The organism is Sphingobium sp. KKT206, from assembly GCF_055640555.1.
Window position 1 is genome coordinate 1,902,405 of sequence record NZ_CM145764.1, and the last position, 26,437, is coordinate 1,928,841.

The 26,437-nt window shown below is 61.2% G+C and carries 23 protein-coding genes and 1 tRNA gene; 10 read left to right on the forward strand and 14 right to left on the reverse strand.

Annotation, left to right across the window (positions count from 1 at the left end):
• Window positions 1–35 precede the first annotated feature (35 nt).
• Both ACZ2HM_RS08990 and ACZ2HM_RS08995 read left to right on the forward strand, forming a co-directional pair.
• Window positions 36–2,327, forward strand: coding sequence for a glycosyltransferase (locus ACZ2HM_RS08990; protein WP_076605436.1), 2,292 nt, complete (start codon window positions 36–38; stop codon window positions 2,325–2,327).
• A 128-nt stretch (window positions 2,328–2,455) separates the two neighbouring features.
• Window positions 2,456–2,529, forward strand: a tRNA-Gln gene (locus ACZ2HM_RS08995).
• 215 nt (window positions 2,530–2,744) lie between these two features.
• Here the strand turns inward: ACZ2HM_RS08995 and tnpC are convergent.
• The 11 genes from tnpC to thiS all read right to left on the reverse strand — a co-directional run bounded on the left by tnpC (window position 2,745) and on the right by thiS (window position 13,608).
• Window positions 2,745–4,268 carry an IS66 family transposase gene (gene tnpC, locus ACZ2HM_RS09000; RefSeq protein ID WP_470425073.1) on the reverse strand — a complete coding sequence of 508 codons (1,524 nt, stop codon included), beginning with the start codon at window positions 4,266–4,268 and terminating at the stop codon, window positions 2,745–2,747.
• 31 nt (window positions 4,269–4,299) lie between these two features.
• Window positions 4,300–4,656 carry an IS66 family insertion sequence element accessory protein TnpB gene (tnpB, locus tag ACZ2HM_RS09005; RefSeq protein WP_470425074.1) on the reverse strand — a complete coding sequence of 119 codons (357 nt, stop codon included), beginning with the start codon at window positions 4,654–4,656 and terminating at the stop codon, window positions 4,300–4,302.
• The gene (gene tnpA / locus ACZ2HM_RS09010) at window positions 4,653–5,081 is read right to left on the reverse strand and encodes an IS66-like element accessory protein TnpA (protein WP_470425075.1); all 429 of its coding nucleotides are present in this window, start codon (window positions 5,079–5,081) and stop codon (window positions 4,653–4,655) included. Before tnpA ends, tnpB begins: the two co-directional genes overlap by 4 nt.
• 599 nt (window positions 5,082–5,680) lie before the next feature.
• Entirely contained in the window at window positions 5,681–6,964 is a 1,284-nt protein-coding gene (locus ACZ2HM_RS09015) for a capsule biosynthesis protein (protein WP_470425076.1), read from the reverse strand.
• On the reverse strand, window positions 6,957–8,471 hold the full coding sequence (locus ACZ2HM_RS09020; protein ID WP_470425077.1) for a capsular polysaccharide export protein, LipB/KpsS family: 1,515 nt from the start codon (window positions 8,469–8,471) through the stop codon (window positions 6,957–6,959). Before ACZ2HM_RS09020 ends, ACZ2HM_RS09015 begins: the two co-directional genes overlap by 8 nt.
• Window positions 8,472–8,523: 52 nt before the next feature.
• Window positions 8,524–9,819 carry a glycosyltransferase family 4 protein gene (locus tag ACZ2HM_RS09025; RefSeq protein ID WP_037477285.1) on the reverse strand — a complete coding sequence of 432 codons (1,296 nt, stop codon included), beginning with the start codon at window positions 9,817–9,819 and terminating at the stop codon, window positions 8,524–8,526.
• A gap of 33 nt (window positions 9,820–9,852) precedes the next feature.
• Window positions 9,853–10,293 (reverse strand): HIT family protein, encoded by a 441-nt coding sequence (locus tag ACZ2HM_RS09030; protein ID WP_037477283.1) that lies wholly within the window; start codon window positions 10,291–10,293, stop codon window positions 9,853–9,855.
• A gap of 10 nt (window positions 10,294–10,303) precedes the next feature.
• Complete coding sequence (locus tag ACZ2HM_RS09035) at window positions 10,304–10,939, reverse strand: CoA transferase subunit B (protein ID WP_037477281.1); 636 nt, start codon at window positions 10,937–10,939, stop codon at window positions 10,304–10,306.
• Window positions 10,939–11,769, reverse strand: coding sequence for an HAD family acid phosphatase (locus ACZ2HM_RS09040; RefSeq protein ID WP_052027799.1), 831 nt, complete (start codon window positions 11,767–11,769; stop codon window positions 10,939–10,941). The genes ACZ2HM_RS09035 and ACZ2HM_RS09040 overlap by 1 nt, the downstream gene beginning before the upstream one ends.
• A 44-nt stretch (window positions 11,770–11,813) precedes the next feature.
• A complete protein-coding gene (locus tag ACZ2HM_RS09045) occupies window positions 11,814–12,524 on the reverse strand; it encodes a CoA transferase subunit A (RefSeq protein ID WP_037477278.1) in 711 nt (236 codons plus the stop codon).
• A gap of 82 nt (window positions 12,525–12,606) precedes the next feature.
• A complete protein-coding gene (gene thiS, locus ACZ2HM_RS09050; protein ID WP_076605529.1) occupies window positions 12,607–13,608 on the reverse strand; it encodes a sulfur carrier protein ThiS in 1,002 nt (333 codons plus the stop codon).
• Window positions 13,609–13,731: 123 nt separating this feature from the next.
• On the opposite strand from thiS, the gene aroQ reads away from it, so the two are divergent.
• From aroQ to arsC, 4 genes are all read left to right on the forward strand, one after another.
• Window positions 13,732–14,172 (forward strand): type II 3-dehydroquinate dehydratase, encoded by a 441-nt coding sequence (gene aroQ, locus ACZ2HM_RS09055; RefSeq protein ID WP_313923457.1) that lies wholly within the window; start codon window positions 13,732–13,734, stop codon window positions 14,170–14,172.
• A gap of 118 nt (window positions 14,173–14,290) precedes the next feature.
• Window positions 14,291–14,770, forward strand: a complete 480-nt coding sequence (gene accB / locus ACZ2HM_RS09060; protein WP_313923456.1) for an acetyl-CoA carboxylase biotin carboxyl carrier protein — start codon at window positions 14,291–14,293, stop codon at window positions 14,768–14,770.
• Between the two features lie 14 nt (window positions 14,771–14,784).
• The gene (gene accC, locus ACZ2HM_RS09065; protein ID WP_037477272.1) at window positions 14,785–16,137 is read left to right on the forward strand and encodes an acetyl-CoA carboxylase biotin carboxylase subunit; all 1,353 of its coding nucleotides are present in this window, start codon (window positions 14,785–14,787) and stop codon (window positions 16,135–16,137) included.
• Window positions 16,134–16,478: an arsenate reductase (glutaredoxin) gene (arsC, locus tag ACZ2HM_RS09070; RefSeq protein WP_037477270.1), complete on the forward strand. Its 345-nt coding sequence runs from the start codon at window positions 16,134–16,136 to the stop codon at window positions 16,476–16,478. Before accC ends, arsC begins: the two co-directional genes overlap by 4 nt.
• 42 nt (window positions 16,479–16,520) lie before the next feature.
• Here arsC and ACZ2HM_RS09075 read toward each other — a convergent pair whose 3' ends face one another.
• The gene (locus ACZ2HM_RS09075; RefSeq protein WP_470425078.1) at window positions 16,521–18,653 is read right to left on the reverse strand and encodes a TonB-dependent siderophore receptor; all 2,133 of its coding nucleotides are present in this window, start codon (window positions 18,651–18,653) and stop codon (window positions 16,521–16,523) included.
• 168 nt (window positions 18,654–18,821) lie between these two features.
• Between ACZ2HM_RS09075 and ACZ2HM_RS09080 the strand changes: the two genes are divergently transcribed.
• On the forward strand, window positions 18,822–19,571 hold the full coding sequence (locus ACZ2HM_RS09080) for a ParA family protein (protein WP_037479079.1): 750 nt from the start codon (window positions 18,822–18,824) through the stop codon (window positions 19,569–19,571).
• On the opposite strand, the gene ACZ2HM_RS09085 is transcribed toward ACZ2HM_RS09080, so the two are convergent.
• Window positions 19,572–21,869, reverse strand: a complete 2,298-nt coding sequence (locus ACZ2HM_RS09085) for a putative bifunctional diguanylate cyclase/phosphodiesterase (protein WP_470425079.1) — start codon at window positions 21,867–21,869, stop codon at window positions 19,572–19,574.
• Window positions 21,870–21,985: 116 nt separating this feature from the next.
• On the reverse strand, window positions 21,986–23,722 hold the full coding sequence (locus tag ACZ2HM_RS09090) for a fatty acyl-AMP ligase (protein ID WP_470426826.1): 1,737 nt from the start codon (window positions 23,720–23,722) through the stop codon (window positions 21,986–21,988).
• Between the two features lie 186 nt (window positions 23,723–23,908).
• Between ACZ2HM_RS09090 and ACZ2HM_RS09095 the strand changes: the two genes are divergently transcribed.
• The 3 genes from ACZ2HM_RS09095 (at window position 23,909) to ACZ2HM_RS09105 (ending at window position 26,280) form a co-directional block, all read left to right on the forward strand.
• Window positions 23,909–24,436, forward strand: a complete 528-nt coding sequence (locus tag ACZ2HM_RS09095) for a regulatory protein RecX (RefSeq protein WP_470425080.1) — start codon at window positions 23,909–23,911, stop codon at window positions 24,434–24,436.
• A gap of 629 nt (window positions 24,437–25,065) precedes the next feature.
• A complete protein-coding gene (locus ACZ2HM_RS09100) occupies window positions 25,066–25,464 on the forward strand; it encodes a VOC family protein (RefSeq protein ID WP_470425081.1) in 399 nt (132 codons plus the stop codon).
• A gap of 288 nt (window positions 25,465–25,752) precedes the next feature.
• Complete coding sequence (locus ACZ2HM_RS09105) at window positions 25,753–26,280, forward strand: DUF192 domain-containing protein (RefSeq protein WP_470425082.1); 528 nt, start codon at window positions 25,753–25,755, stop codon at window positions 26,278–26,280.
• Window positions 26,281–26,437: the final 157 nt, after the last annotated feature.

Here is a 26,437-nt window from a genome sequence, read left to right on the forward strand (position 1 = left end):
TCAAGGCGGAATGAGCCAGTTATCAAGGACCTTTGATGAAACTCAATCTCATCATACCCGTTTATCGCAATGTCGAGTTGGTTAAGACTTGCCTCGAATCGATAAGCGCAAATCTGGATGAAATTCGGGCATATAATCCTAAGGTCATCGTCATTAACGATTCGCCTGATGATGAGGCGGTTGAAGAGTATCTCGCAGAATGTCACAAGTCGGGCTTGATTGACCTCTATATTCGTAATTCCGCCAATATAGGCTTCGTTCAAAGCGTTAACAAAGGGTTGGCGATCAGCCGAAAAAATGGCGCAGGCGCGCTTCTGATTAACAGCGACACGATCACCTACAAAAACACATTGATAGAATGCGTTGCGGTAATGTTATCGGATCCCCAAATTGGCTTTGTATGCCCGCGATCTAACAACGCCGCCATCGCAACATTTCCCCAAGCGCCAAATAATCTATCCGGCATCGCGACGACGCCGGAGATTTGTCACATAAGTTGGCAATCAGTCTACCGATATTTGCCTCGCTATACTTTAGCGCCCACAGCCGTAGGCTTCTATATGCTCATTTCCCCCCAAGTCGTGGCCAACTTCGGGCATCTGGATGAAGCCTTTGGGACTGGGTATGAAGAAGAAAATGATCTCGTGATGCGTGCTGGTAAAGTAGGTTATCGAGCAGCACTCGCCAATCACGCCTATGCCTATCATTCGGGATCGGCGTCTTTCATGCTTCACGAAATGGACCTGAAAGGCCAGCAGCAAAATAATCTTCAAAAAATGATGGAACGGCACCCGGAGTTTTTGCCGTTGGTTCGAGAATTTGAGCGTTCTCCTGAACATCGGGCCATGACCCAGGTAAAAAATCTAATACCCACTGTGGAGGGTAAGCTTAAGGTTGCTCTTAACCTGCTGACCATGGGCCGTCATCACAATGGCACGAACGAACTGATCGTGAATTTCATCCATTGGTGCGATAAGCGGCAGTTTGACGAATTTGAAGTTTACGCCATTTGCGATAAGTCCGTCGCCGAATTTCATGGTATCGACCAACTTGAAAATGTGAAATTCCGGACTGAAATATCGCCAACCTACGCCGTTGCTATCTTCTTTGGCCAGCCTTTCGACTTACATCATATAAATGTTATGGAGCATCTCGCTCCCGTTAATATATATGGAATGCTGGATGTCATTGCGCTTGATTGCAGCAATTTGCGCTATGATAGCAACGTGGAGCCGATGTGGTCCTATGTTGCGCGTAACGCAAGTGGGCTGTTCTTCATCAGCCAGTTTGCAGAAGATACGTTCCGTCATCGATTCATTCGAAAAGATCGTGCTAAGAAATTTACGCGCCTTTTGCCGACCAGCCCAAAATCTTATGCCGCCCGTTATGATGGTGTAACATTAGGGCGGGAGCATGTCCTTGTTATGGGAAACCATTTTGCACATAAGGCTGCTGGCAGCACTGGCAGAATGATTGCTAATGCTATCCCCAGCCTCTCCATTATAGTCATGGGGAATGGAAGCGAAACGTCTCTCCGAAATCTGCGCGAACTTCAAGCTGGCGTCGTTCCTGAAAAGGAAATGAACGATATTCTGGCAGGCAGTAGCGTTATCATTTTGCCGTCATATTATGAGGGGTTTGGCCTTTCACTTATGCACGCCCTCGCACTAGGTAAGCCTGTGGTTGCCAGGGATATTCCAGCAACACGCGAGATACTGGCCACCTTTTTAACGGTTGAAGGCGTGTATCTCTATGAAAGCGACAGCGAACTACCTGAGTTGGTGCGGGCTGCTGTGGCTTTTGGCCATTCCACCGTGGTCGAACGTGAACCAAGCGACTGGAATGAGTGGTCACGCGGACTATTCGAATTTGCCACCAGCCTGACGTCTAGTCCTGACCTATATGATCGACTGATGGACCGCATTGAGGACGGGGACACGTTGCGTTTTCGTCATTCGGTCGGAAATGCGGCATCGCAATCTTCTTCCCTCGCTTCACCTTCTGCAAGAGATGACGTGGATAGCGGTGCAACGCAAAAAATTTGGCGCGAATCCGATGCGACTGTCGATGTTGCTTCGATCCTTGCGCTAGATGATGAGGCGTTCATTGAGAAATTTTATCAACACGCACTTGGTCGTCGCGCTGATCCCGCTGGTCTTTCGCACCATCTCGCGCTGTTAAGCAGTGGCGTGACAAAAATCGACATGCTTCGTTCAATCCTTGAATCCCCGGAATTTAAGGAGCGACGCGCGAGCATTACGGTGATTGGCGGAGAATTATTAAAGCGTAAGAGCAAGCGTCGCCGATTGTTAATATCACGGGATTGAGCTGATCTTTCGATTCCGATGGACTATGTGATCGACCAAAAAGTCATTCCAGATCATCGAGAAGCTCTTGACCGAATGAGCATCGCCGCCTATCTGCGGCCTCCCAAGCGCAACGCGCTACAGATTGATGCCCGATCGTCTAAAGGTAAGACAACGGACTCTGACTCCGTTAATCGAGGTTCGAATCCTCGTCGGGCATCCAAACTACCGGTATTAGGTAGCAAACGCACCAAGCGCCCTATCGACCTCGCCGAGGCCCATCCGGTATCTCTTCGGCATGGGCATGACCAATCTACAGCACTCCCTCAGAAAGAAATTTTCGGCGCTGACCGGCGAGCTTGCGGAGGTGCGCGCCAATATTGAGCGCATCCAGCGAGAGCAAAGCAGGCTCCCCGAACTGGAAGGTAAGCGCTGTTCTCAGCCCACGGCGGTCCAAGGCATCAGTGCGCCGACGTCGTTCGCCGGATGACCGTTGGCGAGTTTGGTGAGCGTCTCGGCGAGCCAAGTATGCGGGTTGATACCCGAGATCTTGCAGTTCTCGATGAGCGTGGCGATGACCGCCCAATTGTCGCCGCCTTCGTCGGAGCCGGCGAACAAAGCATTTTTGCGATTGAGGGCCAGGGGCCTGATGCTGCGTTCGACGGGGTTGGAGTCGAGATCGACGCGGCCGTCGTCGAGGAAGCGTGAGAGGCCTTCCCAGCGGGTGAGCGCGTAGCGGATCGCCTCGCCGAGCTTGCTCTTGGCGCTGACCTGGCGGTTTCTTGCCTCGAGGTATTGGTGCAGATCGGCGACGAGGACGCGGCTGCGCTCGGTGCGGGCTTGGCGTCGCTGCTCGGCGGATGTGCCGCGGATGTCGGCCTCGATGGCGTAGAGCTGGGCAATGTGGCGCAGCACTTCGGTGGCCACCGGCGACGTGTCGGCGAGTTCGTAGAACTTGCGGCGGACGTGTGCCCAGCAAAACGCGAGGCTGATCTGCTGGCGGCGCCTGGCGAGCGCGGTATAGCCGCCATAGCCATCGACCTGCAGGATGCCTTCAAAATCGCCAAGATGCGCTTCGGCTCGTTCGCCCTTCCGGTCGGCGGCATAAACGTAAGCGACCATCGGCGGATCACCGCCGCCCCAAGGTCGGTCATCGCGGGCATAGGCCCATAGCTGCCCGGTCTTGATCCGCCCGCGCCCCGGATCGAGCACCGGCGCGGTCGTCTCGTCGGCGAACAGCCGCTGCGATCGTCGCAATCGCTCCAGGATGTGGTCGCGCAAGGGCCGCAGATACCAAGCTGCCCGGCCAACCCAGTCCGCGAGAGTGGATCGATCAAGCTGGATGCCTTGCCGGGCGTAGATCTGGGCCTGGCGGTAGAGTGGAAGGTGATCGGCATACTTGGCGACCAGCACCTGGGCGATCAGCGCTTCGGTGGGAATACCGCCCTCGACGATCCGCGCTGGCGCCGGGGCCTGCACAACCGTGCTCTCGCACGAACGGCAACCATAGCGCGGACGACGGGTGACGAGCACACGGAAAGTGGTGGGCACGACGTCGAGGCGCTCGGCAACATCCTCGCCGATCTGGTGAAGCGCCCCGCCACAGCAGGGGCAGGCCTTGTGCTCGACATCGACGACCTGTTCTATCCGCTCGAGATGGGCCGGCAGTGAACCGCGGTTGGTCTTGCGCGGTCGTTCGGTCGGAGTCCGGCTTGCCTTGTCGCGAGCATGCTCGGCCTCGGCCAGCGCCGTCTCGACTTCCTCCAGGGCAAGCTCGAACTGATCGGGATCGAGCTGTTCGGAGCGGCGGCCGAAGCGGTGACGCTGAAGAGCGTCAATGATCGCCTTCAGACGTTCGACCTCGGCCCGGAAAACCTTGAGAATATCGAGCTCGCGGGCCTGTTCGAGGACGAGCGCGCGTAGCGCTTCAACGTCATCCGGGAGGTCCGCTTCCATGAGCATGGAAGCAATGAATCAGGACAAGAAGGCCCCGTCAACCGGCAATCTGCGGGGCAATAGGACGACGTCCACCATGCACCCGCCGCCAGTCCAGACCTTCCAGCAGCGCGCCAAGTTGCGCCGACGTCAGCCGCATTACACCGTCCTGGATGGCTGGCCATCTGAAGCCTCCTGACTCCAGCTTCTTGGCCATCAGGCACAAGCCGGTGCCGTCCCACCATACCAGCTTGATCCGGTCGGCACGCTTGGCCCGGAACACGTAGATCACGCCCGAATAGGGATCACCGCCATACTCGGCGCCGACCAGTGCGGCCAAGGCGTCAGGTCCCTTGCGGAAATCCACCGGACGCGTCGCGACCATCACGCGCGCGCCAGCACCAGGTCCAATCATCGCGTTGCCTTGAGCGCTTCGATAACTGCGGCAATGACGCTGGCGTCGGCTCCGTGGCCGATCTTCACTGCCACCCCGTCAATCTCCAACTCCACAGCGGCACCGGTAGACCGGCGCCGACGGCGCGGGCGACGCTTGGGTGCAGAATGCACCGTGCCGTTCACCTCGACTATGGCAGGCACAAACGATGGCACTTCCGGCTCCGTCGCCGGCAGGACTACGCCCGCCACCTCAAGTTGCTTCCGAAGGTCCCTCCGCCATGCGTACACCTGCGAAGGGTCGAGCCCATGCCGACGAGCAACGGCACGGACGCCTTCTCGCCCGGAATAGCACTCGGCGACAATCGACGCCTTCACCTCGGGCGGCCACTCGCGCCGCTTGCCAGCCCCCGTGAACACCTCGAAGCGCTGCGCGCCCTTGCTCACAGGATCATCACCCGAGATTATCATAGTAGCAGCGCACTCCCGCCCGATCAGGGCGCGAAGACTCGGCGCTACGCGTCAACCGCGCAAGGTGGGCGCAGGACAGCGCTTACACTGGAAGCACGCATTCCGAAGTTGGAGGCATTGATCGAAAGCGCGGCGATGCTGCTCAAAGACGCATCGGATGATTGGGAACCAGAGCAAACACCGCCCGTCAAACCATGGACGCATATGCTTCCCGTTCCGTTCGGTTCTTGCGGTCGTCGCGGGATGGAGGTTCTCCGTAAAGCGGATGTGCCTATGACCACGCGACAGATCGCACAGGAAGTCCTTCGACAGTCAGGTAGCGAGTGTCCTGACCCCATCCACGAGGCTTCCAGTCCATAGCAGCTTGCCTGAACCGCTGCTGCTGGCGGTTTCGTGATATTTGCACTCAGGACAAATGCGTATCGCTTCAATTCCGGCCATGTCGCCCTCCTTTGGGACCACTTAGCTGGAATGAGCTAATGATCCGTGACCGGAAGCTCTTGGTGCGTTTGCTACCTAATACCGCAAACTACTTCCATTCATCCAATAGAAGTTCGGCGAGGACGCATCGTCCATCAAGCTGCATCGCCCCGTACAATAGCTATTTGGCGCTGGCGTCGGCGGCCTTGGCGTGGAAGAGCCAAGACTTCCGACGGGTCCTTCTCAAGGCGCTCAACCGCATTGGCTACAAGCAGTTCAAGCCCTTCTTCGCTCAGCAAACCGCCACGGATGAGACACCGATCCACCAAAACGCGACGAAACGCTGAATAGAGTTTCAGGTCCGGCTGACGAGGTGCCGCCCAAAAATCATCCAAATTGCCCTGGTGTACGACGCCTGGCACTTTGTAGACTGCATGTCCCAGCACCACGACTGGCTTGCCGCTGTTCAGGGCCAGCGTGCCCACAGTGCTGTTGACGGTCACCACGCCCAGAGATTTGCTCACTACCTCGGCAATGTCCCAGTCAGGTAGGTAGGATACGCGATCGGCCACACCATAATGTTTAGCAATCCGGTTCGTCAGCCTGCGCCAGGCGACAAGACCAGCATCCAGCGGATGACGTTTGACCAGCAGGAACACCCCCTGAGGCGCATGCTGTGCGAAGCTCTTTATCACGAAACGCAACGCGGCGCGCATGTTACCAAAGGGCGAATGAACCCGGATCTGATAGTCGGAATTGAGCTGGAGCGGCAGCGTGAAATAGGGCTTGTCTTTGACCGCTTCCCAAACGACCGCCGAACGCTGAATTTCGCTCTGCCGCGTCAGTAGCTTGTAGCACCAGGCAACGGATTCGAGCAGGAAACTGTGCGGACGATGGGTCTGATAATAGGGAAAATAGGGCCGCATCCAGGCCGATGCCATGCCGTTCCGCATGGTGTTGCGCGCGCGCGCTCGAAAAGTCGATGGCACCGGCGGCAAGTCGCCATCATATGGTGACAGTTGTTCGGCCTGATCAAGATACCATTGCGGATCGAGCGGCAGGGTAGAGTTGCCGTTCACTCCATCATCCTGCAAAGTCAGGAAATCGGGACGAATATAGCCCTCCTCCATGACATGGACACGCAAGCCCCGCAGCCGCGCCATGCCATGCGCGGACGCATGATAGGGACGGCAATCACCATAGAGGATCAGGTCGGTGACGCCATGATTGACGACGAAATCATCGAAGAATAACGGCCAGTTGCGGAACGTGCCGCGATAGTCCGTGGCGTCCCCAGGCCAGTCGATCTTGTCGCCGCCATTGATATTGATCCGCAGGGCAATATGCCCACGCGTCCGAAGGGCATCCGCCAGCATTGCGAAATAAGGGCCGTGCGGCCCTTGCAGAAAAAGAAAGGTCTTGGTTGGCACGTCAGCCATGAAGATAATCAGCCGTCAAAGTCATAAACCGTCGTAACTTTCCCTGCATGGACCGCAACCGGATCAGCCATGTCGTCGGTGGCACAGCCCCATTTGCCAAGCGATCCGTCATCACTTCAGGGCCGCAGGGCAACCGGGTTACCGGGTCCAGATACCGTGGATAGAGAATGAGGGCGGCGGCGACAAGTTCGTCCAGCAACAATTGCCGCCCGCGCCGCGCAACCGGTGGGGCAAGATCGCGCGTCAGGCCCCAGCCTGCATAGAAAGGCATGCCATGCACCGTCACGCGACATCCCCGCATCAGAGCCTCGAACCCGGTCAGCGAAGACAGGACATGCAGTTCATCGACCGCCTGCACCAGAGCCATGAGCGGCGAACCGCGGTCAATCGCATCGGCATATGTCAGCACGGTCGCATCGGCCAGATGCCCTTTGCGATGCCCCGCCTCCACATCGGGATGGGGACGATAGATGATCCAGGCATCAGGCTCGGCGCGTCGGACCTGGCCAAGAAAATCGAGATTGCCGACGACCCCTGCCCCGCCAAGTTGCACCGACAAATCATCATCGACCTGCCCGATCGCCAGCACCGTGCGACGTCCGGTGGGTAAATCAGGCAACCGCCCCGTATCCTGCCCATATTTGGTGACCCCACCGGCGCAAATACGCGCGCGCAGGCGGGCGGCACGTTCCACAAGAGCGGGGGAGAAATCCTGCGTCGCCAGCAAGGTTTCCAGATCGTTGGCAGCCAGCGCATTATAATAGATGCCGCTGCGGTCCACGACGATCGATCCCGGCGGATGCAGCGCCGCACCCAGCCCGCGTGAGCGCAGGAAGCCATCCTCCACCCGCACGAGTTGCACGCCCTGCGCCTGCGCGTCCGCCACCAGCGTCGATGGCACCCGCGAAGGCCAGATGGCCAGCGCACCGCGCCCATAACGGGCACGACGCACCCCCTGCGCTGCAGACAGGAACGGCGGTGAACGCTGCCCATCCCAAAGAAAGTGGCGCATGGCCTCCTGCTTCCAGAAGGCCATACCACAGGCGGCTGCGATCCCCCTATTGCCGTCCAGATGCCGCCGCCAGTCCGCCAGCTGCGCTACCGCCTGCGCCGCATCGACGGACTCGCCACTGAAACAGTCACAGTAGCGGGCAGCGGCAATGCGCCGTTTCAGAGTCGAGCGGAGCAGAGCAGGATCGATCCGCACACCATCCGGCCCAATCACCGGCACATCCAACAGTCCGGCGACCAGCGCCACGTCATCGTCGGCGCTCGCCTTTATGCTTTGCACTTGCGCCACCTGTGTCCAAGGGTCGTCGGCTCCGGCCCAGAATGCCCCACCGACGCGCGCATCTCGGATCAGGTCGAGCAGGTCATCGGGAACCTCGCCATCACACTCGATGGCAGCCTCACTAATCGCAGCGACCGAAGGCGCGATACCGGGAAACGGGGGCGACCGCAGAAAGGGCGGGAAAGTTAGGGGCTGGCGCGCAGCCCCTGCTGTCATATCCGAAGGTGATAGCGTCACTGTTCATCCATGCGCGGCGGCCAGTCGCACGTCAAGAAACAGACTCTGTCACTTCTTCCAGAAGACCCGTGATAATGTCGAAATAGTCGCGCCATGTCGGCGCGCGCCATTGCGCGATACGCGCGCGCTGCGCCGCGCGTTCCGGCGAATCTTCAGCGACATAGGCACAGATTATCCGCATCCAGCCTAATCCATCGAGAGGATCGAGATAATCGGGTGCATCACCGCCAACCTCGCGATGGGCGATAATGTCGCTGCAAATGACCGGCACGCCCGCCGCCAGCGCTTCGACCACCGGCATCCCGAACCCTTCGATGAAGGACGGCATCAGCATCGCGCGGGCATGGGCGAGCAAGGCCTGCATTCGGTTGTCGGAAACCTCGCCCGCTTCGATCACATGGCCACGTAGCACTTCGCCGCGCTCCAGCATGTCGATGACATTTTCGTTTTCCCAGCCGCGCCGACCGATCAGCACCAGCATGGGTGCGTCATCGCCCATCGTCTCGATCAAGCGCCGCCAGATATTGAGCAGCAGCAGGTGATTTTTGCGTGGCTCTATGGTGGAGATGTAGACGAAATAGGGGCGGTCGGGGACGTCCTCGCGCGGGGCGCCGAATATGTCGGGCGCGTCTGCGCCGAAATGGGCGACGCGGATCGCTCGTCCCTCCAGCCCGCGCCGCATATGCGGGGCAAGCGCGTCGATCGTCGCCTGGCTGTTGCCGATGATCCCATGGGCAAAGGCATCGATGGACCGCACGCGCCGCAAATGCTCCTCCGCCCCCTGCGGTCGGGCGAACTCTGGATGGCTGAGCGGAATCACGTCATGCACCAAGGTCACGAACTTCGCGCCTTCCGCCCGCAGGATCGCGCCGACCTGCTTGGGATCGTCCAGATGGTGTGGGGAAACCTGCAGATAGATGCGTGGTCGGGTAGCGCGCGGCACCGGGCGCGGCCGGGTGGCGAACATATGGCGGATCGCCGCCGCTTTGCCTTCGGCCGCATCATAGAGGCCCGGATTGCGCCATTTAGCCGCTGTCGAGGCCAGGAATTGGCGCACCGCGGCGCTGTTCAGCCGCCCATAATAGCCGCCCGCCGGATGAACCGCCGCAAAGGACAGGCGATCGGGCATGCGCTCCAGCAATTCGCGCGCATAGACATATTCGACGCGGTCGATGCCGGTGGGTGCTGCATGAAAGGAACGCGAGAGCAGCCGCGACAGATCGAGGATGATCTCGCTATCGCCTGCGCCGCCTGTCAGGTTCGGGCTGGCACGCTTGGACCGCAGCGCGAGCCGCGCGCCGGGGGCATTGAAAGGACGCAGCACCATGTCAGTGCGCGCCGAAGATCAAGGGCCAAGCCATCAAAGTTGCGCGCGAATCTCGTCGGCAAGCGCGCCGAGCGCGTCGGCATCGGCGAACGCGCCCTGCCCATGGGTGGCAAACCCGGCGGCCTGCCCGTCCCAGCGGGGCACGATATGGACATGCAGATGGAACACCGTCTGCCCGGCCGGTGCGCCATTGAACTGCGCGATATGCAAGCCATCCGGCTTCAGCGCGGAGCGGATGGCGCACGCGACTTTCTGCACCGTCGCCATCACCTGCGCCAGCGCCTCAGGCTCAATCTCCAGAATGTTACGCGCCTTCGACCATTTGGAAATGACCAGCGCATGCCCCTTCGACTGCGGCTGTATGTCGAGAAAAGCGAGCGTGTCGTCATCCTCATACAGCTTGGTCGCCGGGATTTTCCCTGCGATGATCAGGGCAAACGGATTGCCCGCATCATAGGTGCCATCGAGGCTCATCAGCCGTCCCTTATTGCACGAAATGCGCGGTGGTCTTGGCGGCTATATCCTCGGCCGTGACGCCGGGGGCCAGTTCGACCAGCTTGAACGGGCTGTCATGATCGGGCCGCTGGAAGACGCACAGGTCAGTGATGATCATGTCCACGACATTGCGGCCGGTCAGCGGCAGGGTGCATGCAGGAATGAATTTGGGATCGCCATTTTTGGACGTATGCTCCATCACCACGATGATCTTCTTGACGCCAGCGACCAGATCCATGGCACCGCCCATGCCCTTGATCATCTTGCCGGGGATCATCCAGTTGGCAATGTCGCCATTTTCCGCGACTTCCATCGCGCCCAGCACGGTCAGGTCGATATGCCCGCCACGGATCATCGCAAAACTGTCAGCGGAGGAGAAATAGGCGGTTTGCGGCAATTCGCTGATCGTCTGCTTGCCCGCGTTGATGAGGTCGGCATCTTCCTCCCCCTCGAACGGGAAGGGACCGATGCCCAGCATCCCGTTTTCGGACTGGAGCGTGACTTCCACGCCAGCGGGGATATGGTTGGCCACCAGCGTGGGGATGCCGATGCCCAGATTCACATAGAAGCCATCCTTGAGTTCCTTTGCCGCGCGTGCGGCCATTTCGTCACGAGTCCAGGGCATCAGTTCTTCTCCCCATCGGTAGGCAAGGCCCACCTTCTATCCATTGGAAAAACATCGTCAAATCCGCCTTTGAGGCCGCTGCCGTAGACAGGGTTCGGCAGGACGAACCAACCCCTTCCCCACAAGGCCGCAATCGCAGGCGTTGTCGTCGCCACACGTCGGGCAGCGACCGGTTGGCCAGCATTGAATAGGTCGGAAAAATCACCGAGCTGGTCACCGCCCAGCGCAATCACGCAATAGCGCGAAGCAATGGTCGCCCGGCGCCCATCCTTGCCCGATCCCATGGCATCATCGCCTTGCAGGAACAGCGTCTGGCCATGCACCGCCTGCCCAAGGCCCGCCGCGCTGATCGCCTGCGCCGTTGCCGCTGCGTTGGCGGCAGAACGATTGGTGTTGAACACCACGGTCACGCCCGCCGCCCGCAATTGCGCCAGCGCCGCGACCGCGCCAGGCACTGGGCTGACCGCGCCTGCGCCAGTGCGCTCCCACGCATCCCATGCTGCTTCGTCATAGCCTTTGCCCGACCGCGCATCATGATATTCATAGCCGATGTTCAGCAGCACGGTTTCGTCGACATCGAACACAGCGGCAAAAGGCTTGTCCCCGCACGGCACGAAGCGTGGCTGGTCGAGCGACGCACCCGATGTCAGCACGACGGACTGCGCCGGTCGCGCTTTGGCCGTCGCGGTGGCATGGGACGCCAGCATGGCAAATGCCTGCACCGACAGCGCAGCCGCCTCGCCCGACCCGTAGAGATATTGCATCCCGGCGGGCGGATTGGCGGGCGGCGGGGCAATCGGTTGCGGCATGGGCGCACAGGCGGCAACCATCGTCAGCAACGATGCCACCGCTACCGCGCGCAGCGCCACTGCCCTCACGCCGCTTCCCGCTGCCTTACGGTGCGAAACTCGATCTTCTTGTCATAGGGCGCGCCGACGATCATGCGCTTCACATAAATGCCGGGCAGATGGATCGTATCGGGATCGAGTGAGCCGACCGGCACCACTTCCTCGACCTCGGCAACGCATATCTTCGCGGCCGTCGCCATCGGTTGGTTGAAGTTACGCGCGGTCTTGCGGAAAATCAGGTTGCCGCTCTCATCGGCTTTCCAGCCCTTGATGATCGCCACGTCGGCGAAGATGCCGCGCTCCAGGATATAATCCTGCCCGTCGAAATTCTTGACTTCCTTGCCCTCGGCCACGGCCGTCCCGACGCCCGTCTTGGTGTAGAAGCCGGGAATGCCCGCGCCCCCTGCGCGGCACCGTTCGGCCAGCGTCCCCTGCGGACAGAACTCCACCTCCAGCTCGCCCGCCAGATATTGCCGCTCAAACTCTTTGTTTTCGCCGACATAGGAGGAAATCATCTTCTTGACCTGCCGGGTGCGCAACAGCTTGCCCAGCCCCTCGCCATCGATCCCGGCATTGTTGGACGCGATGGTCAAATCCTTGACGCCCGAATCGCGGATCGCATCGATCAGTCGTTCGGGAATGCCGCACAGGCCGAACCCGCCCGCACATAGCTGCATCCCGTCGAAGAGGAGGCCTTCCAGAGCCGATGCCGCATCAGGGTAGAGCTTGTTCACCATCGCTTATTCTCCTCCTCAACGTGATCCTGCCCATAGGGGACAAGCGGGCCGCCGGTCAATTTACTGCGGTCGCGAAAGCGCGTCAGATCAGTCCCGCCAAAGGACTGGACGGGTCGGCATACATACGCTTGCCCATGCGCCCCGCGCGATAGGCCATACGGCCTGCCTCGACACCGGCCTTCATCGCCGCAGCCATCAGCACCGGGTCTTTCGCCTCGGCGATCGCCGTGTTCATCAGAACGCCGGTACAGCCCAGTTCCATCGCCTGCGCCGCTTCCGACGCGGTGCCGACCCCTGCATCTACCAATACCGGCAGTTTGGTGCCCTCCACGATCAGTCGGATCGTCACCCGGTTCTGGATACCCAGCCCAGACCCGATCGGCGCGCCCAACGGCATGATCGCGACCGCCCCGACATCCTCCAGTCGCTTGGCCGCGATCGGATCATCGACGCAATAGACCATCGGCTTGAAGCCTTCCTTGGCCAATATTTCGGTCGCGCGTAGCGTTTCGACCATGTCGGGATAGAGCGTCCGCGCTTCCCCCAGCACTTCGAGCTTCACCAATTCCCAACCGCCCGCTTCCCGCGCCAGACGCAGCGTGCGGATGGCGTCCTCGCCCGTGAAACAGCCCGCCGTATTGGGCAGATAGGTGATGACCTTCGGGTCGATATAGTCGGTCAGCATCGGGGCCTTGGGGTCCGACACATTGACACGGCGCACGGCCACGGTGACGATCTCCGCGCCCGATGCCGCGACCGCCGCTGCATTCTGCTCGAAACTCTTATATTTGCCCGTGCCGACGATCAGCCGCGAGCGGAATGTCTTGCCTGCGACGCTCCAGCTATCGTCGCCCGCTGGAGCGATGTCGCCACCGCCGACGAAATGCACGATTTCCAGCTCATCGCCATCCTCGACCATCACGTCCTGCAAGGTCGAGCGCGGCACGACCGCCAGATTGCGCTCCACCGCCACCTTTTCCGGCACGAAGCCCAGTTCGCTTGCCAGCGCCGCCAGCGTCAGCCCTTCGCGCACGCGACGATGCTCGCCATTGATATGGATGGATATGGTGCCGTCGACGCTCACGATATGCGGTCCCGTTCTTGCAAAAAGGAAACGTGCCTCGACTTGGCGCGGCACGAAAGGCTAAGGATTGAGCCGCATATAGGGGCGGCATCGCCCCAGCCGCAACATGCAAGGGGGATCGCCATGGCGGATAGTCGCAAAATCTATGTTCTCAACGGCCCCAATCTCAATCTGCTGGGCACGCGCGAGCCGGAAATCTATGGTTATGACACGCTCGACGACATCGCCGAACGGATGGAGGATGCCGCAACCCGCGCCCATGTCGTCCTCGATTTTCGCCAGTCCAATCATGAAGGCCATCTGATCGACTGGTTGCAGGAAGCCCATGGCGAAGGGGCGCATGCGGTCATCATCAATCCCGGCGGCCTGACCCACACCTCGGTCGCCCTGCATGACGCGATCAAGGCGATCAGCGTGCCGGTGATCGAAATTCACCTGTCCAACCCCCATGCCCGCGAGCCTTTCCGCCATAAAAGCTATGTCGGCATGGCGGCAAAGGGGACGATCGCGGGCTTTGGCCCCCTCTCCTATATGCTCGCGCTCGAAGCGGCGCTGGAACTATAGCATCGGCGGATACGGCGTTGCGCTCGATCGGCCGGACGTTACAAAGTTGCGCTTTGCCGCAAACCGGCATAGGCGCTGGCCGCTAGAGATACGTTAGAATGGCAAACAAGGGTCAACCATGAACGACAAGCAAGACAAGGGCGCGATGCAGGTGGACGTTACCCTGGTGCGCGAACTGGCCGCGCTGCTGGACGACACCAACCTGACCGAAATCGAGGTCGAAGACGGCGATCGCAAGATCCGCGTCGCGCGCAAGGCCGGGGCCATGGCCCCCGTCTACGCCGCGCCACCCGCAGCGCCCGTCGCAGCCGCCGCTCCCGCCGCTGCGCCTGTAACGGCAGCCGCTGAACCCGCCATGCCCGCCGGCACGCTGGTCCGCTCGCCGATCGTCGGCACCGCCTATCTGTCGGCCGAACCCGGCGCCGCGCCCTTCGCCCGCATCGGGTCGCAGGTTGCCGCTGGTGAAACCGTGCTGATCGTCGAAGCCATGAAGGTGATGAACGCGATTCCCGCGCCGGTATCGGGCACGGTAAAGGCCGTATTCGTCGACAACGGCCAGCCGGTCGAGTTCGACCAGCCGCTCATCGTGATCGAATAAGGCCGCTATACCCCATGGCCATTGAAAAGCTGCTCATCGCCAATCGCGGCGAAATCGCGCTCCGCATCCATCGCGCCTGCCATGAAATGGGCATCAAGACGGTCGCGGTCCATTCCACCGCCGACGCCGACGCCATGCATGTGCGCCTCGCCGACGAGGCGATCTGCATCGGGCCGCCCGCTGCGCGCGACAGCTATCTGAACGTCGCGGCGATCATCTCTGCCGCCGAAATCTCCGGCGCGGACGCGATCCATCCGGGCTATGGCTTCCTGAGCGAAAACGCCAAATTCGCCGAGATCGTCGAAGCCCACGGCATCGCCTTCGTCGGGCCGAAGCCCGAACATATCCGCACCATGGGCGACAAGATCGAGGCGAAGCGCACCGCTGGCGCACTCGGCCTGCCGCTCGTCCCCGGTTCCGATGGCGCGATCAGCGACCTGGAAGAAGCGAAGGCGATCGCGGAGAAGGCCGGCTATCCGGTCATCATCAAGGCCGCGTCCGGCGGCGGCGGTCGCGGCATGAAGGTCTGCACCTCGCCCGACGATCTGGAAACGCTGATGCAGCAGGCCGGGTCGGAAGCGAAGGCCGCGTTCGGCGACGCGACCGTCTATCTCGAAAAATATCTGGGCAACCCCCGCCATATCGAAATCCAGGTGTTCGGTGACGGTAAGGGCAATGCCATCCATCTGGGCGAGCGCGACTGTTCGCTCCAGCGCCGCCACCAGAAGGTGTTGGAAGAAGCCCCCTCCCCGGTGCTGGGCCAAGCCGATCGCGAGCGTATCGGCGGCATATGTGCCAAGGCGATGGCCGACATGGCCTATCGCGGCGCGGGCACGATCGAATTTCTGTGGGAAGATGGGGAATTCTACTTCATCGAAATGAACACCCGGCTGCAGGTCGAACATCCCGTCACCGAGATGATCACCGGCGTCGACCTGGTGCGCGAACAGATCCGCATAGCCGAGGGTCGGCCACTGTCGGTTGCGCAGGAAGATATCGTGTTTTCGGGCCATGCGATCGAATGCCGCATCAACGCCGAAGACCCCCGCACCTTCGCCCCCTCGCCCGGCACCGTGACCAGCTATCACGTCCCCGGCGGCATGCACGTCCGCGTCGATAGCGGTCTGTATCAAGGCTATAAGGTGCCGCCTTATTACGACTCCATGATCGGCAAGCTGATCGTCTATGGCCGCACCCGCGAGGGCGCGATCATGCGCCTCAAACGCGCGCTGGAGGAATATGTGATCGAGGGGATGAAGACCACCATTCCGTTGCATCAGGCGCTGCTGCGCGATCCTGAGTTCCTCAACGGCGACTATACGATCAAGTGGCTGGAGGAATGGCTGGCCCGCGACGGCCAGCCATGAAGGCCAGCATCTGGCATAACCCCCGCTGTTCGAAATCGCGCCAGGCGCTTGCGATCCTGCAAGCGACGCCGGGCGTGGAGGTCGAGATCGTCGACTATCTCAAGACCCCTCCGAGCCGTGCCGAACTCGAAGCGCTGTTCGCCAAGGCTGGCGTCACCCCCGCGCAGGCGCTGCGCAAGGGAGAGGCCGTGGTGAAGGAGATCGGCCTCAATACGGACAGCGATTCGGACATACTTCATGCAATGATATCGCACCCGATCCTGATCGAGCGACCGATCGTGATCACGGAAAAGGGCGCGGTCATTGCCCGGCCGCCCGAAAAGGCGCGTGACGTTCTGTGACGCTGGAGCGAAGGGCAGGCGACGTGCCTGCCCTCCGCCTTCTCAAAAGCGATATTGCAGCGTCAGCGTGACATTGCGTGGCTCGCCGAAAGCATGTTGGTTGTAAAAGCCTATCTGCGAATAATAATGTTTGTCGAACAGATTTTCGACATTGACCTGAGCCGACAGTCCGGGCTTGAACTCATATCGGCCCATCAGGTTGACCAGCGCATAGGGCTTGACCTCCAACCGTTCCGCCGCGCCCGTCACCGGATTGACCGCGTCGGTATAGCTCAACCCTTCCCAATTGACCCCGCCGCCTATTGTGAGGCTGTTCAGCTTATAGGTGGTGAATAGGCGCAACAACTTCTGCGCATAAAGCGTGTTGATACGCGCGCCGTTCGCATCCTTAGCGCGAAACTGGGTGTAGTTGCCGCTGACCGACCAGCCGGGCAGCACTTCGCCATTCGCCTCGACTTCGAATCCGGTGCTTCTGGCACCCTTGATCGCCCGATAGGCTTGTTCATTTTCCGTACCCAGCACCGGAATGTCGCCGTCCAGCACGCCGAAATTATCCTGCTCGATGCGGAAGACCGACAGCGCTGTGTTCAGCCGCCCGCCAAAGAAGCTGCTCTTGAGCCCGGCCTCATAGGTGCTGCCCGATAGCGGATCGAGGAACTGGCCGTTGCGGTTCCGTATCTGCTGCGGCTGGAAAATGTCGGTATAGCTGGCATAGAGCGTATGGCCCGGTGCGATATCGTACAGCAGCCCGGCATAGGGCGTGAACTTGTCGCGGATGCCGTAATCGATCGCCATGCCATAATAGCCGCCGGTGCGATCCCAGCTGTTCAGTCGCCCGCCCAATATGAGCTTGAGCGAATCCGCGAGATTGACCCGCGTCGATGCGAAATAGCCCCATTGCTTGGTGGCGAGGTCCACCTGATGGCTGCGCGCGCCCCAGGTCGGTTCGGCATAGCTGCCATCCCAGGTCAGGAAATTACCCGGCGTCGCGACATTGCTGCGCGCATAGCCGAAAAAGTCCATATCCTGCTTGGCATAGCTTGCCCCGACCATCAATTCATGGTCGCGACCGAACAGCGCGTAGCTGCCATTCAGCCGGATGCCGACATCGAACTGGTTGCGCCGCGCGTCAAAGCGACTGGGCGAGGCCGTCATGCCAAGACCCGTATCCTTGTCCGGCTGCCCCGACAGGAACAGCAATCGCATGTCGCTGCTGTTCTGCGTATAATTGCCATAAACGCGCAATTGCCACCGTTCGCCGAGTTGCTGCGTCGCATCGGCAAAATAGGTGGCATTTTTCGCGGGCCATGTCGTCCAGTCCGCACCGATGCTTTGGGACCGGCTCCAATCCGTGCGGGAGCCATCGGAAAACCAGGTCGGCAAACCGCCCCATTGGGTGCCGCTGGCATCATGGTCCTGATAGCTGGCGCCGAAGCGCAGATGCGTGTCCACCGTGACATCAGCGTCGATCACGCCGTATAGGACGAGTTTCTTGTTGTGCAGGCGGTCAATGAAACTGTCGCCTTCCTCATATTTGGCCACGATCCGGCCGCGCACGGCGCCATCGGCGGTGATGGGCGCACTGATATCGCCCATGACGAAAATATTGTCCCAGCGGCTTGCCGAAGCGGTCAACGTTCCGGTCAGATGGTCGCTGTCGGCATGTTTGCGCACCAGGTTGACCGAAGCCGAGGGATTGCCGACGCCGGTCAGAAGACCCGTGGCACCGCGCACGATCTCGACCTGTTCGTAGATAATGACGTCCAGATTGGATTCGCCCGCGCTGAATCCCTGGTCCCATTGCACAGGGATGCCGTCAATCTGATAGATATTGATGTCGAAGCCGCGCGCCGAAAAGCCGTTGCGCGAACTGTCCAGCGCCTTGACCGAAACGCCCGCCGCATTGTTCATGACATCACTCAGCGTTCGGATCGCCTGATCCTCCATACGCTGCGCCGTCATCACCGTCACGGACTGGGGCGTCTCCTGAATGGTCAGGCCCAGCCCCGTCGCTGACCCCAGTTTCTCATTGGTGGTGTAGGAACCCGTGACGATGATCTGGTCTGCTTCCGTCGCCTCGGTCGGCGCAGAGGTCTGCGCCTGTGCGGGCGCGACGAGCAACAGCGCAAGCGGCGATGCCGTGATGGACAAAAGAATGACGTGCGACTTTGGCATGGCGATGCCCCCCGATGATCTGCTTATAATGATATTGCGAATGATTCGCGGTCGCCATATGCGTTTCCGCGCCCACACTGTCAATCGGCATGGATTGCGTCACCGTCGCGTAACATGAGGATGATTGAGCGCTTGCTTTGGCGGACGGAAGCCGTAGCTTCACGCCTCATGGCAAAGGAACCGGCATTGGCGACCATCGCGGTCTACAGTCTCAAGGGTGGCGTGGGCAAAACCACATTCGCGATCAATCTTGCCTGGGCATCGGCCAGCATATCGAAGCGCCGCACCCTGTTGTGGGATCTCGATCCGCAGGCGGCGTCCAGCTGGCTTGTCTCCACCGACAGCAAGAGTCGCGATGCCGCGCAGGCGATCTTCAGCAAGGATGTCGAGGTCAGGAAACTGATCCAGCCTTCGACCGTGCCGGGACTGGACCTGATCGCGGCGGACACGTCGCTGCGCAGCCTCGATCATCTTTTCCGGGAGATGGACAAGAAGAAGCGATTGTCCAAGCTGATCGAAAGCCTGGGCAAGGATTATGACCGCATCATTCTCGATTGCCCGCCGGGCCTCACTGAAACCAGCGAGCAGGTGTTGCGCGCCGCTGACCTGATCGTCATTCCAGTCATCCCCTCCCCCTTGTCGCAGCGGGCCATGGGCGAGGTCGCACGCTATCTGGTCGAACGCGGCGGAGCACATGCGCCGATTTTGCCGGTCTATTCGATGGTCGATCGCCGCCGCAGCCTGCATCGCAAGGCGCTGGACGAACATCCTGGTTGGCCCGCCATTCCGATGGCCAGCATGATCGAACAGATGACGGTGCGCCGCAAGCCGCTGGGGAGCTTCGCGCCCAACTCCCCCCCGGCCAAGGATTTTGCCGCGCTCTGGACTACCGTCGAACGGTTGCTGCGCGGCGGTTGATCAGGCGATCAGCCGTTCGGGCGCCGCCAGGAACAGAGCGCCTGCGTCGTCGGCGGACATGGGCCGTCCGAAATAGAAGCCCTGCACCTTCTTGCAGCCCAGCGCCAATACCATCGCCAGTTCCGCCTCTGTCTCCACGCCCTCCGCCGTCGTCGCCATCCCCAGGCTATCGGCCAGTGTGACAACGGCGCGGATGATCGCCAGGCTTTCCGCCACATCCTTCGACGCGCCGACCACGAAACTGCGGTCGATCTTGATCGTGGTGAAGCGCGTGCGGCTGAGATAGCCAAGCGAGCTGTAGCCCGTACCGAAATCGTCAAGCGAAAGCTGGATACCCAGCCCAAGCAACTGATCCAGCACGCGCAAAGCGCCCGCATCCTCGTTCATGAACACGCTTTCGGTGACTTCCAGTTCCAGCCGCCGTGCGTCCAGGCCGCTCTGCGCCAAGGCGGACACGACGGTCGCGACGAAGCTCGGATGGCTCAACTGTTCGGCCGATACATTGACCGCGATCCGCACGTCATCGGGCCAATTCACCGCTTCCATGCAGGCGGTACGCAACACCCACTCACCGATGGGTGCGATCAACCGCGCTTCTTCGGCCACCGGCACGAATTTGGCGGGCGAGATCGGCCCCAGTTCGGGATGCGTCCAGCGGGCCAAAGCTTCGAAACCGACGACCCGACCGCTATCGGCCTGCACCACCGGCTGATAGAGAACGTGCATCTGGTCCTTTTCCAGCGCCGCGCGCAGCGCCAGTTCCAGCAGACGGCGTTCCTCGGCCTTGGCATGGAGTTGCGGCTCATAGGCGTAATGGACCCCGCCGCCGTCATCCTTGGCGCGATACAATGCCAGGTCCGCGCTGCGGATAAGCGCTTCGGAATCACGCCCATCGACCGGCGACAGCGCCGATCCGATCGACGCGCCGATATAGAGGATATGGCCATCGATTTGATAAGAGGCCGACAATATGGCGATGATGCTGTCTGCCAATTGGGCGATCGCATGATTGTCGAGAGCGGACGGCACGACCACGGCAAATTCATCGCCGCCGATCCGTCCGCAAAATTCCTGCCCACGGCAGGCCTTGCTCAAACGGCGAGCGACCTCGCTCAGCAATTTATCGCCAATCTGATGGCCTAGGGTATCGTTGACCGACTTGAACCGATCGAGATCGACCATCAGGAAAGCGCAGCCGGGGCGGCGCGCGCCTGCGGCAGCTACCGCCTGGTCCAGCACTTCGCGCAGATGGCTGCGGTTGGGCAGGCCAGTTAGCGGATCGAACCGCGCCAGTTGCGCAATCTTGTCCGCCGATTCGCGCTGTACCGTCACATCCGATGCGACGCCACGGAAGCCAAGGAAAGCACCATTATCGTCGTGGCGGGGAGAGGCGGACAATTCCCACCAGCGTGTCTTGCCCGACACCTCAACCGGCAGCACGAGGTTGGAAAAACTCTCCCGCCGCTTGAGATGATCGGCTAGGCTGTGCAGTCCGGCGGCGAAGCGTCCGCTTTCCCACGCGCTGCCTGCCAATATCTGAACCAGCGGCACGCCCTCCAACTGTTCGGGCGGCAATCCCATCGTCTCGGCAAAACGCTTGGACGCGCCGTTAATGCGGCGCATCGTGTCGGTCTGCCACAGCCAATCCGAGCCGCCCTCTTCATATTCGCGCAGCAGCAGGCTGACGACTTCGGATTTTTCCGCCAGTTGCGCGGTGCTGCTATGCTGGTGCGCGAATGTGCGCGCATAGATGAAGCAGCCAGCGAGCAGCGAGAGCGCATAGCTGGTCGCGAGCGCGTGCAGCGGCAGTTGCAGGCCGTCGCCGAACATAGCGAACAAGCCGCCGATGCAGGGCAGCAGAAACGCCGTCGCCGCCAGCGGCGTGGCGGCGTAGCTGATCGCGCTGCAAACCATGATGCAACTGACCAGCGTCCACAGCGCGACCAGTTCCTCCGTTTCCCCGGCATGGGCCACGATCATCATGCAGCCCGCCCAGGACAGGCCCAGCGCCAAGCCCCCCATCCCATGGCGACGCAAATCCCGCGCAGTCAGGCCGACATTGTCCGCCCGGCGACGATTGCGGTCGAGCCATAATCCCAACATTATCGTGCCGATCAGCGCCACGCTCCACCCGGCCAGCAAGATCGGCGAACAGCAATGGGCGAAAACGGCCCAGACGAAAATCAGGCCCAGCAGGTTCATCACATGGCGCAGCAGGGCGACGCTGTCGGCGGCGCGAAACTGCGCCTCCAGCACGCGATATTGCGCGTCGTCGGCGATTGTGCCCAGACCCGTCATCGCCCGGAGACTTATCCGCTCCCGGCCATCCGCGTCGCGTTGCTGATGATCCCTCTTGCCCACCGTGCCGCGATAACGGCTATGGGTTATGATTTGGTAACCTCGATCCGACTTTGTCAGGCGGCGATGTCGTAGGGGCGGATTTCCCCGGTCAGATAGAGGTTGCGCGCTTTCGACCGGCTCAATTTGCCCGAACTGGTGCGCGGCAGGGTGCGCGGCGGCACCAGTTCGACGACGCAGTTCATGCCGGTGATGGCGCGCACGCGCTCGCGAATCTGGTCGCGCAAGCGCGAGCGTTCCTCATTGTCGGAGGTGCGGCAATGGACCAGCACGGCGGGCGCTTCCTCGCCGCCCGGCGTGGTGATGGCGAAGGCGGCGATGTCGCCCTGCTTGAAGCCGGGCAATTGTTCGACCGCCCATTCGATATCCTGCGGCCAGTGATTCTTGCCGTTGATGATGATCATATCCTTGGCGCGGCCGACGATGTAGAGATAGCCGTCGCTCAGATACCCCATATCGCCGGTGTCGAGCCAGATGCGGCCAGAGGCATCGGAGGCCATGCAGGCGTCGGTCGCGGCCTGATCGCGGAAATAGCCGACCATCAGGCTTGGCCCGGTGGTCCAGACCTTGCCGATCTGCCGCTCGCGTAGCGGGCCGCCATCCTCGTCGCGGATTTCCACGACCATGTCCTTGGCGGGCTTGCCGCAATTGACGATCGAACGGAAGCGTTGCGGACGCCCCTCGGTCGCGTCGCCGCCCGACAGGTCGGTTTCCTCGACCAGTTCTACGATGATCCCCTCGCCCGGCGGCATGATGGTGACGGCCAGCGTCGCTTCGGCGAGGCCATAGCTTGGCAGGAAGGCGCTGGGCGAGAAACCGGCATCGGCAAAGGCATCGACGAAGCTCTGCATCACGTCGGGGCGGATCATGTCCGCGCCATTGCCCGCCAGCCGCCAGCGCGACAGGTCGAAGCGATCCTGCGCCTTGGTCTGGCTCGACATGCGGCGGGCGCAGATGTCGTAGCCGAAGGTCGGCGAATAGCTGATCGAGGTGCCTTCATTGCGGCTGATGAGGTCGAGCCAGGCGAGCGGACGGCGGGCGAAATCCTCGGTCTTCATATAGTCGGTCGACACCTGATTGGCGACGACCGAGAGGAAGCAGCCGACGAGGCCCATGTCATGATACCAGGGCAGCCAGCTGATGCAGCGGTCGCTGTCCTGCACCTGCATCCCGTGGCTGTGCGCCGACAGGTTGGAGAGCAGCGCATGGTGCGTCACGGCGACGCCATGGGGGAAGCGGGTCGACCCGCTGCTATATTGTAGATAGGCGATTTCGCCGCTGCGCGCTTGCGGCAAGGCGCAGGGGACGGCTTCGCGGGCAATGAAATCCTCGAACGCGATGCTTTCGACCGCCTTTTGCCGACCGGATTCCCCGGCCATGTCGGCCAGTTCGCGGGGAAAGAGGAACAGCATGGGATCGCAACTGGTCAGCTGGACATTGAGCTGGTCGATATAGCTGTCCTTGCCGCCGAAGCTGGTCGGCAGCGGCAGCGGCACGGGCCAGGCGCCGGCATAGACGATGCCGAAGAAAAGCTGGGCAAAGTCCGCCCCGGTTTCGGCGACCAGTGCGACGCGATCGGCGGGCTTGACGCCATGGGCGATCAGGCGATGGGCACAGGCGACGGCGTCGGCACGCAATTCGCTGAACGGATAGGGCCGCGCCAGATTGCCGCGCGCATCATGGAAATTCAGGCCCCGCTTTCCCCGCGCCGCATAGTCCAGCGCCTCGCCCAGCGTCTCGAAGTCCGAGAAGCGGCGCGGCAGGTCATCGGTGGTCGGCGTTGGTGCCATCATCTCTTGCGAACCCGTCATATTGGCGTGACCATATGGTCTAAAAATCGTGAAAGCGCGGCCGCTATCATCTTTGACTGCGACATGCACCGGATATTGCACTCCAGCTTTCCCTCTTAGCGGAACAGGAACGGTAAAATTCCGGCCCGACTGTGGCATAAACATGGCGCATGGCCCATGAAAGCGAATATGTCCGCCAAACGCCTCCCCCCGCCGCTCGATGAGGCGACGATGCGCGACATGGCGCTGCGCCATGTCGCGCGCTTTGCGACCAGCCGGGGCAAACTGCTTAGCTATTTGAAGCGCAAGATCAAGGAGCGCGGCTGGGGTGGCGAGCAGCCTGCCGACCCCGAAGGCCTCGCCGATCGCTTCGTGGAACTGGGCTATATCAATGATGCGGGCTATGCGGTGATGAAGAGCGGGGCGCTGGCCCGGCGCGGCTACGGCGCGCGGCGGATCGACCAGGATCTGCGCGCGGCCGGGATCGGCGAGGAAGACCGGGTGCAGGCGGATGCGCAGATCGCGGCCGAAGCCTGGGCGGCGGCGGACCGCTTTGCGCGGCGCAAGCGGGTCGGCCCCTATGCTACTGCGCCGCTCGGCCCCAAGCAGCGGGAGAAGGCGATCGCCGCCTTTTTGCGGGCGGGCCATGATTATGCCGTGGCACGGCGCTGGGTGGACGCCGCGCCGGGCGAGGCGCTGGCGCAGGAGGAGGAATAGCGGGCCTGGGGCACGGCAGGGTCACAGGGCGCAAGTTCACACCGTCGCTGGCCTGATTTTGCGCGGGAAACTGGGGAAAAAGCGCGCGCAAAGTGCCGACGAAGTGCTGGCGACGCGCCGGTTGGGTCACAATGCGGTGCCTGTCGGGTCACAGGGACGCGCCACCCGCGCGTCGGCGACGCGGCTGCGGGTTTTGGGCGGGAGGCCGTCGCACACGGCGCGGGCGGATCGGCGGCGGGATCGGGGTTCACCGGCAAGGATAGATCAGATGAAATCCTATTTTGGAAGGGGTTTTGGCGTGGGGTGGGTACGCGCCATCTATCTCGCAATCCCCTTGAGCGGCTGGGCAGCAACGACATCGCGGCGTGGGCGCCCATCCCCGCAACTTCGCCCTTGGGGTAAGAGCGAGAGATGTTGGGTCCAGTAGCTTGGTTGCGCGATGGATCGGCGTTGGCGGCCGTCTCGCAATCGCGTCCGACATGCTTCACCCCCAAGGTACGGTTCCTGTGCCTGCCAGTTCTAATCTATCGCCATCGGCGTGCATATCCGAGCGTGACCCAATATCTCAATCTGCTACTGCGTGACCGCACGCGGTGTTCAATCATGAGCCCCAACGCAGGAGATGATGCATGCTTTTTCACACGATGATTGGGTCGAATGACATCGAGCGTGCAAAGCGCTTTTACGACACTGTACTCGGCACCCTTGGAGTGGGGCGGGCAGCAGTTAACGTAGCCGACAGTGGCCACACTCGCCTAATCTACCAAAATGGGAATGGCACTAATTTTATCGTCACACAGCCCATCAACGACGAACCTGCAACCGTCGCAAACGGCGGCACCATTGCTTTTTCATGCAACTCGCCGGAGCAGGTGAAACAATTTCATGATGTCGCAGTGGCGAATGGCGCTACGTCGATTGAGGCAGAGCCCGGTCCTCGTGAAACGGCGTCCATGGGCATGATCGTACTCGCCTATTTTCGCGACCCTGATGGAAATAAGCTATGCGGCATACATTTCCCTAAATAACCAGTCTTCTCATATACTTGCCAGAGGTAGCTGCCCGCTATCGCTTTGGTTGGGCAGCTACAGTCTACCGACTAAATTAAGATGGCGCTGATTCTGCTTTACGGGAGCATCCGGCATCAGCGTCGAGCCATTTTCCTACTGCGCCCATCCTCACTGCGTTCGGTAAGGCTTCGTATCCTTCTCCCGGATGGGGAGACGGGACTTTCGTTTGCGGGCCTGCCAAAAAAGGCTGGCGACGCGGCCGATGCCCCCTCCCCTTCTTTCCCGAATCGCTTTAGGCACATCGCCATGATCCGTTTTGCCGCAATTCTCGCCCTTGGCCTGCTCGCCGCCTGTTCCAGCCCGCAAGCCGCGCCCGACAATGGTGCGCAGGCGCAAGCCGTGCCTGCGCTGCTGCCGGTGGTCATCCGCACGGCCAAGGGGGCGCATCGGTTCGATGTCGAGGTTGCGGATACGCCGCAGGCGCAGGAGAAGGGGTTGATGTTCCGCAAGGAGCTTGGCCCAACCACCGGCATGTTGTTTCCGATGGACCCGCCGCGCACGGCGAGTTTCTGGATGAAGGATACGCTGATCCCGCTCGACATGATCTTCATCCGCACCGACGGGACGATCGCTTTCCTGCGGGCCGATACCGAACCCTATTCGCGCGTGCCGGTGTCGGCGGGTGTGCCAGTAGCGGCGGTGCTGGAACTGGCGGGCGGGCGCGCTGCGGCGCTCGGCATCAAGGAAGGCGACCGGGTTGCGTGGGGTGGGTGCGCGGTGTCGCAGGAGACGGTGACGACCGAACGCAATTTCTGCCCGTCCGCCTCTCGCTAAAGGACGAACAGCCACCAACCGTTCGCTTCGAGCGTGGTCGAGAAGCCTCTCGCGCTGTGCCATGCGTTTCTCGACTTCGCTCGAAACGAACGGATAGGGGTGGATCGACCCCAGCGCTCCGCATCCCGATCCGCCTCTCGATTCTCGCATATCCGCC

What these genes read in the sequence shown, in the direction of transcription:
- ACZ2HM_RS08990 (WP_076605436.1), top strand. Translation starts at nt 36, where the DNA reads ATGAAACTCAATCTCATCATACCCGTTTATCGCAATGTCGAGTTGGTT.
- tnpC (WP_470425073.1), bottom strand. Translation starts at nt 4,268, where the DNA reads ATGCTCATGGAAGCGGACCTCCCGGATGACGTTGAAGCGCTACGCGCG.
- tnpB (WP_470425074.1), bottom strand. Translation starts at nt 4,656, where the DNA reads ATGATTGGACCTGGTGCTGGCGCGCGCGTGATGGTCGCGACGCGTCCG.
- ACZ2HM_RS09015 (WP_470425076.1), bottom strand. Translation starts at nt 6,964, where the DNA reads ATGGCTGACGTGCCAACCAAGACCTTTCTTTTTCTGCAAGGGCCGCAC.
- ACZ2HM_RS09020 (WP_470425077.1), bottom strand. Translation starts at nt 8,471, where the DNA reads ATGACAGCAGGGGCTGCGCGCCAGCCCCTAACTTTCCCGCCCTTTCTG.
- ACZ2HM_RS09025 (WP_037477285.1), bottom strand. Translation starts at nt 9,819, where the DNA reads ATGGTGCTGCGTCCTTTCAATGCCCCCGGCGCGCGGCTCGCGCTGCGG.
- ACZ2HM_RS09030 (WP_037477283.1), bottom strand. Translation starts at nt 10,293, where the DNA reads ATGAGCCTCGATGGCACCTATGATGCGGGCAATCCGTTTGCCCTGATC.
- ACZ2HM_RS09035 (WP_037477281.1), bottom strand. Translation starts at nt 10,939, where the DNA reads ATGCCCTGGACTCGTGACGAAATGGCCGCACGCGCGGCAAAGGAACTC.
- ACZ2HM_RS09040 (WP_052027799.1), bottom strand. Translation starts at nt 11,769, where the DNA reads ATGGTTGCCGCCTGTGCGCCCATGCCGCAACCGATTGCCCCGCCGCCC.
- ACZ2HM_RS09045 (WP_037477278.1), bottom strand. Translation starts at nt 12,524, where the DNA reads ATGGTGAACAAGCTCTACCCTGATGCGGCATCGGCTCTGGAAGGCCTC.
- aroQ (WP_313923457.1), top strand. Translation starts at nt 13,732, where the DNA reads ATGGCGGATAGTCGCAAAATCTATGTTCTCAACGGCCCCAATCTCAAT.
- accB (WP_313923456.1), top strand. Translation starts at nt 14,291, where the DNA reads ATGAACGACAAGCAAGACAAGGGCGCGATGCAGGTGGACGTTACCCTG.
- accC (WP_037477272.1), top strand. Translation starts at nt 14,785, where the DNA reads ATGGCCATTGAAAAGCTGCTCATCGCCAATCGCGGCGAAATCGCGCTC.
- arsC (WP_037477270.1), top strand. Translation starts at nt 16,134, where the DNA reads ATGAAGGCCAGCATCTGGCATAACCCCCGCTGTTCGAAATCGCGCCAG.
- ACZ2HM_RS09075 (WP_470425078.1), bottom strand. Translation starts at nt 18,653, where the DNA reads ATGCCAAAGTCGCACGTCATTCTTTTGTCCATCACGGCATCGCCGCTT.
- ACZ2HM_RS09080 (WP_037479079.1), top strand. Translation starts at nt 18,822, where the DNA reads ATGGCAAAGGAACCGGCATTGGCGACCATCGCGGTCTACAGTCTCAAG.
- ACZ2HM_RS09085 (WP_470425079.1), bottom strand. Translation starts at nt 21,869, where the DNA reads ATGACGGGTCTGGGCACAATCGCCGACGACGCGCAATATCGCGTGCTG.
- ACZ2HM_RS09090 (WP_470426826.1), bottom strand. Translation starts at nt 23,722, where the DNA reads ATGATGGCACCAACGCCGACCACCGATGACCTGCCGCGCCGCTTCTCG.
- ACZ2HM_RS09095 (WP_470425080.1), top strand. Translation starts at nt 23,909, where the DNA reads ATGTCCGCCAAACGCCTCCCCCCGCCGCTCGATGAGGCGACGATGCGC.
- ACZ2HM_RS09100 (WP_470425081.1), top strand. Translation starts at nt 25,066, where the DNA reads ATGCTTTTTCACACGATGATTGGGTCGAATGACATCGAGCGTGCAAAG.
- ACZ2HM_RS09105 (WP_470425082.1), top strand. Translation starts at nt 25,753, where the DNA reads ATGATCCGTTTTGCCGCAATTCTCGCCCTTGGCCTGCTCGCCGCCTGT.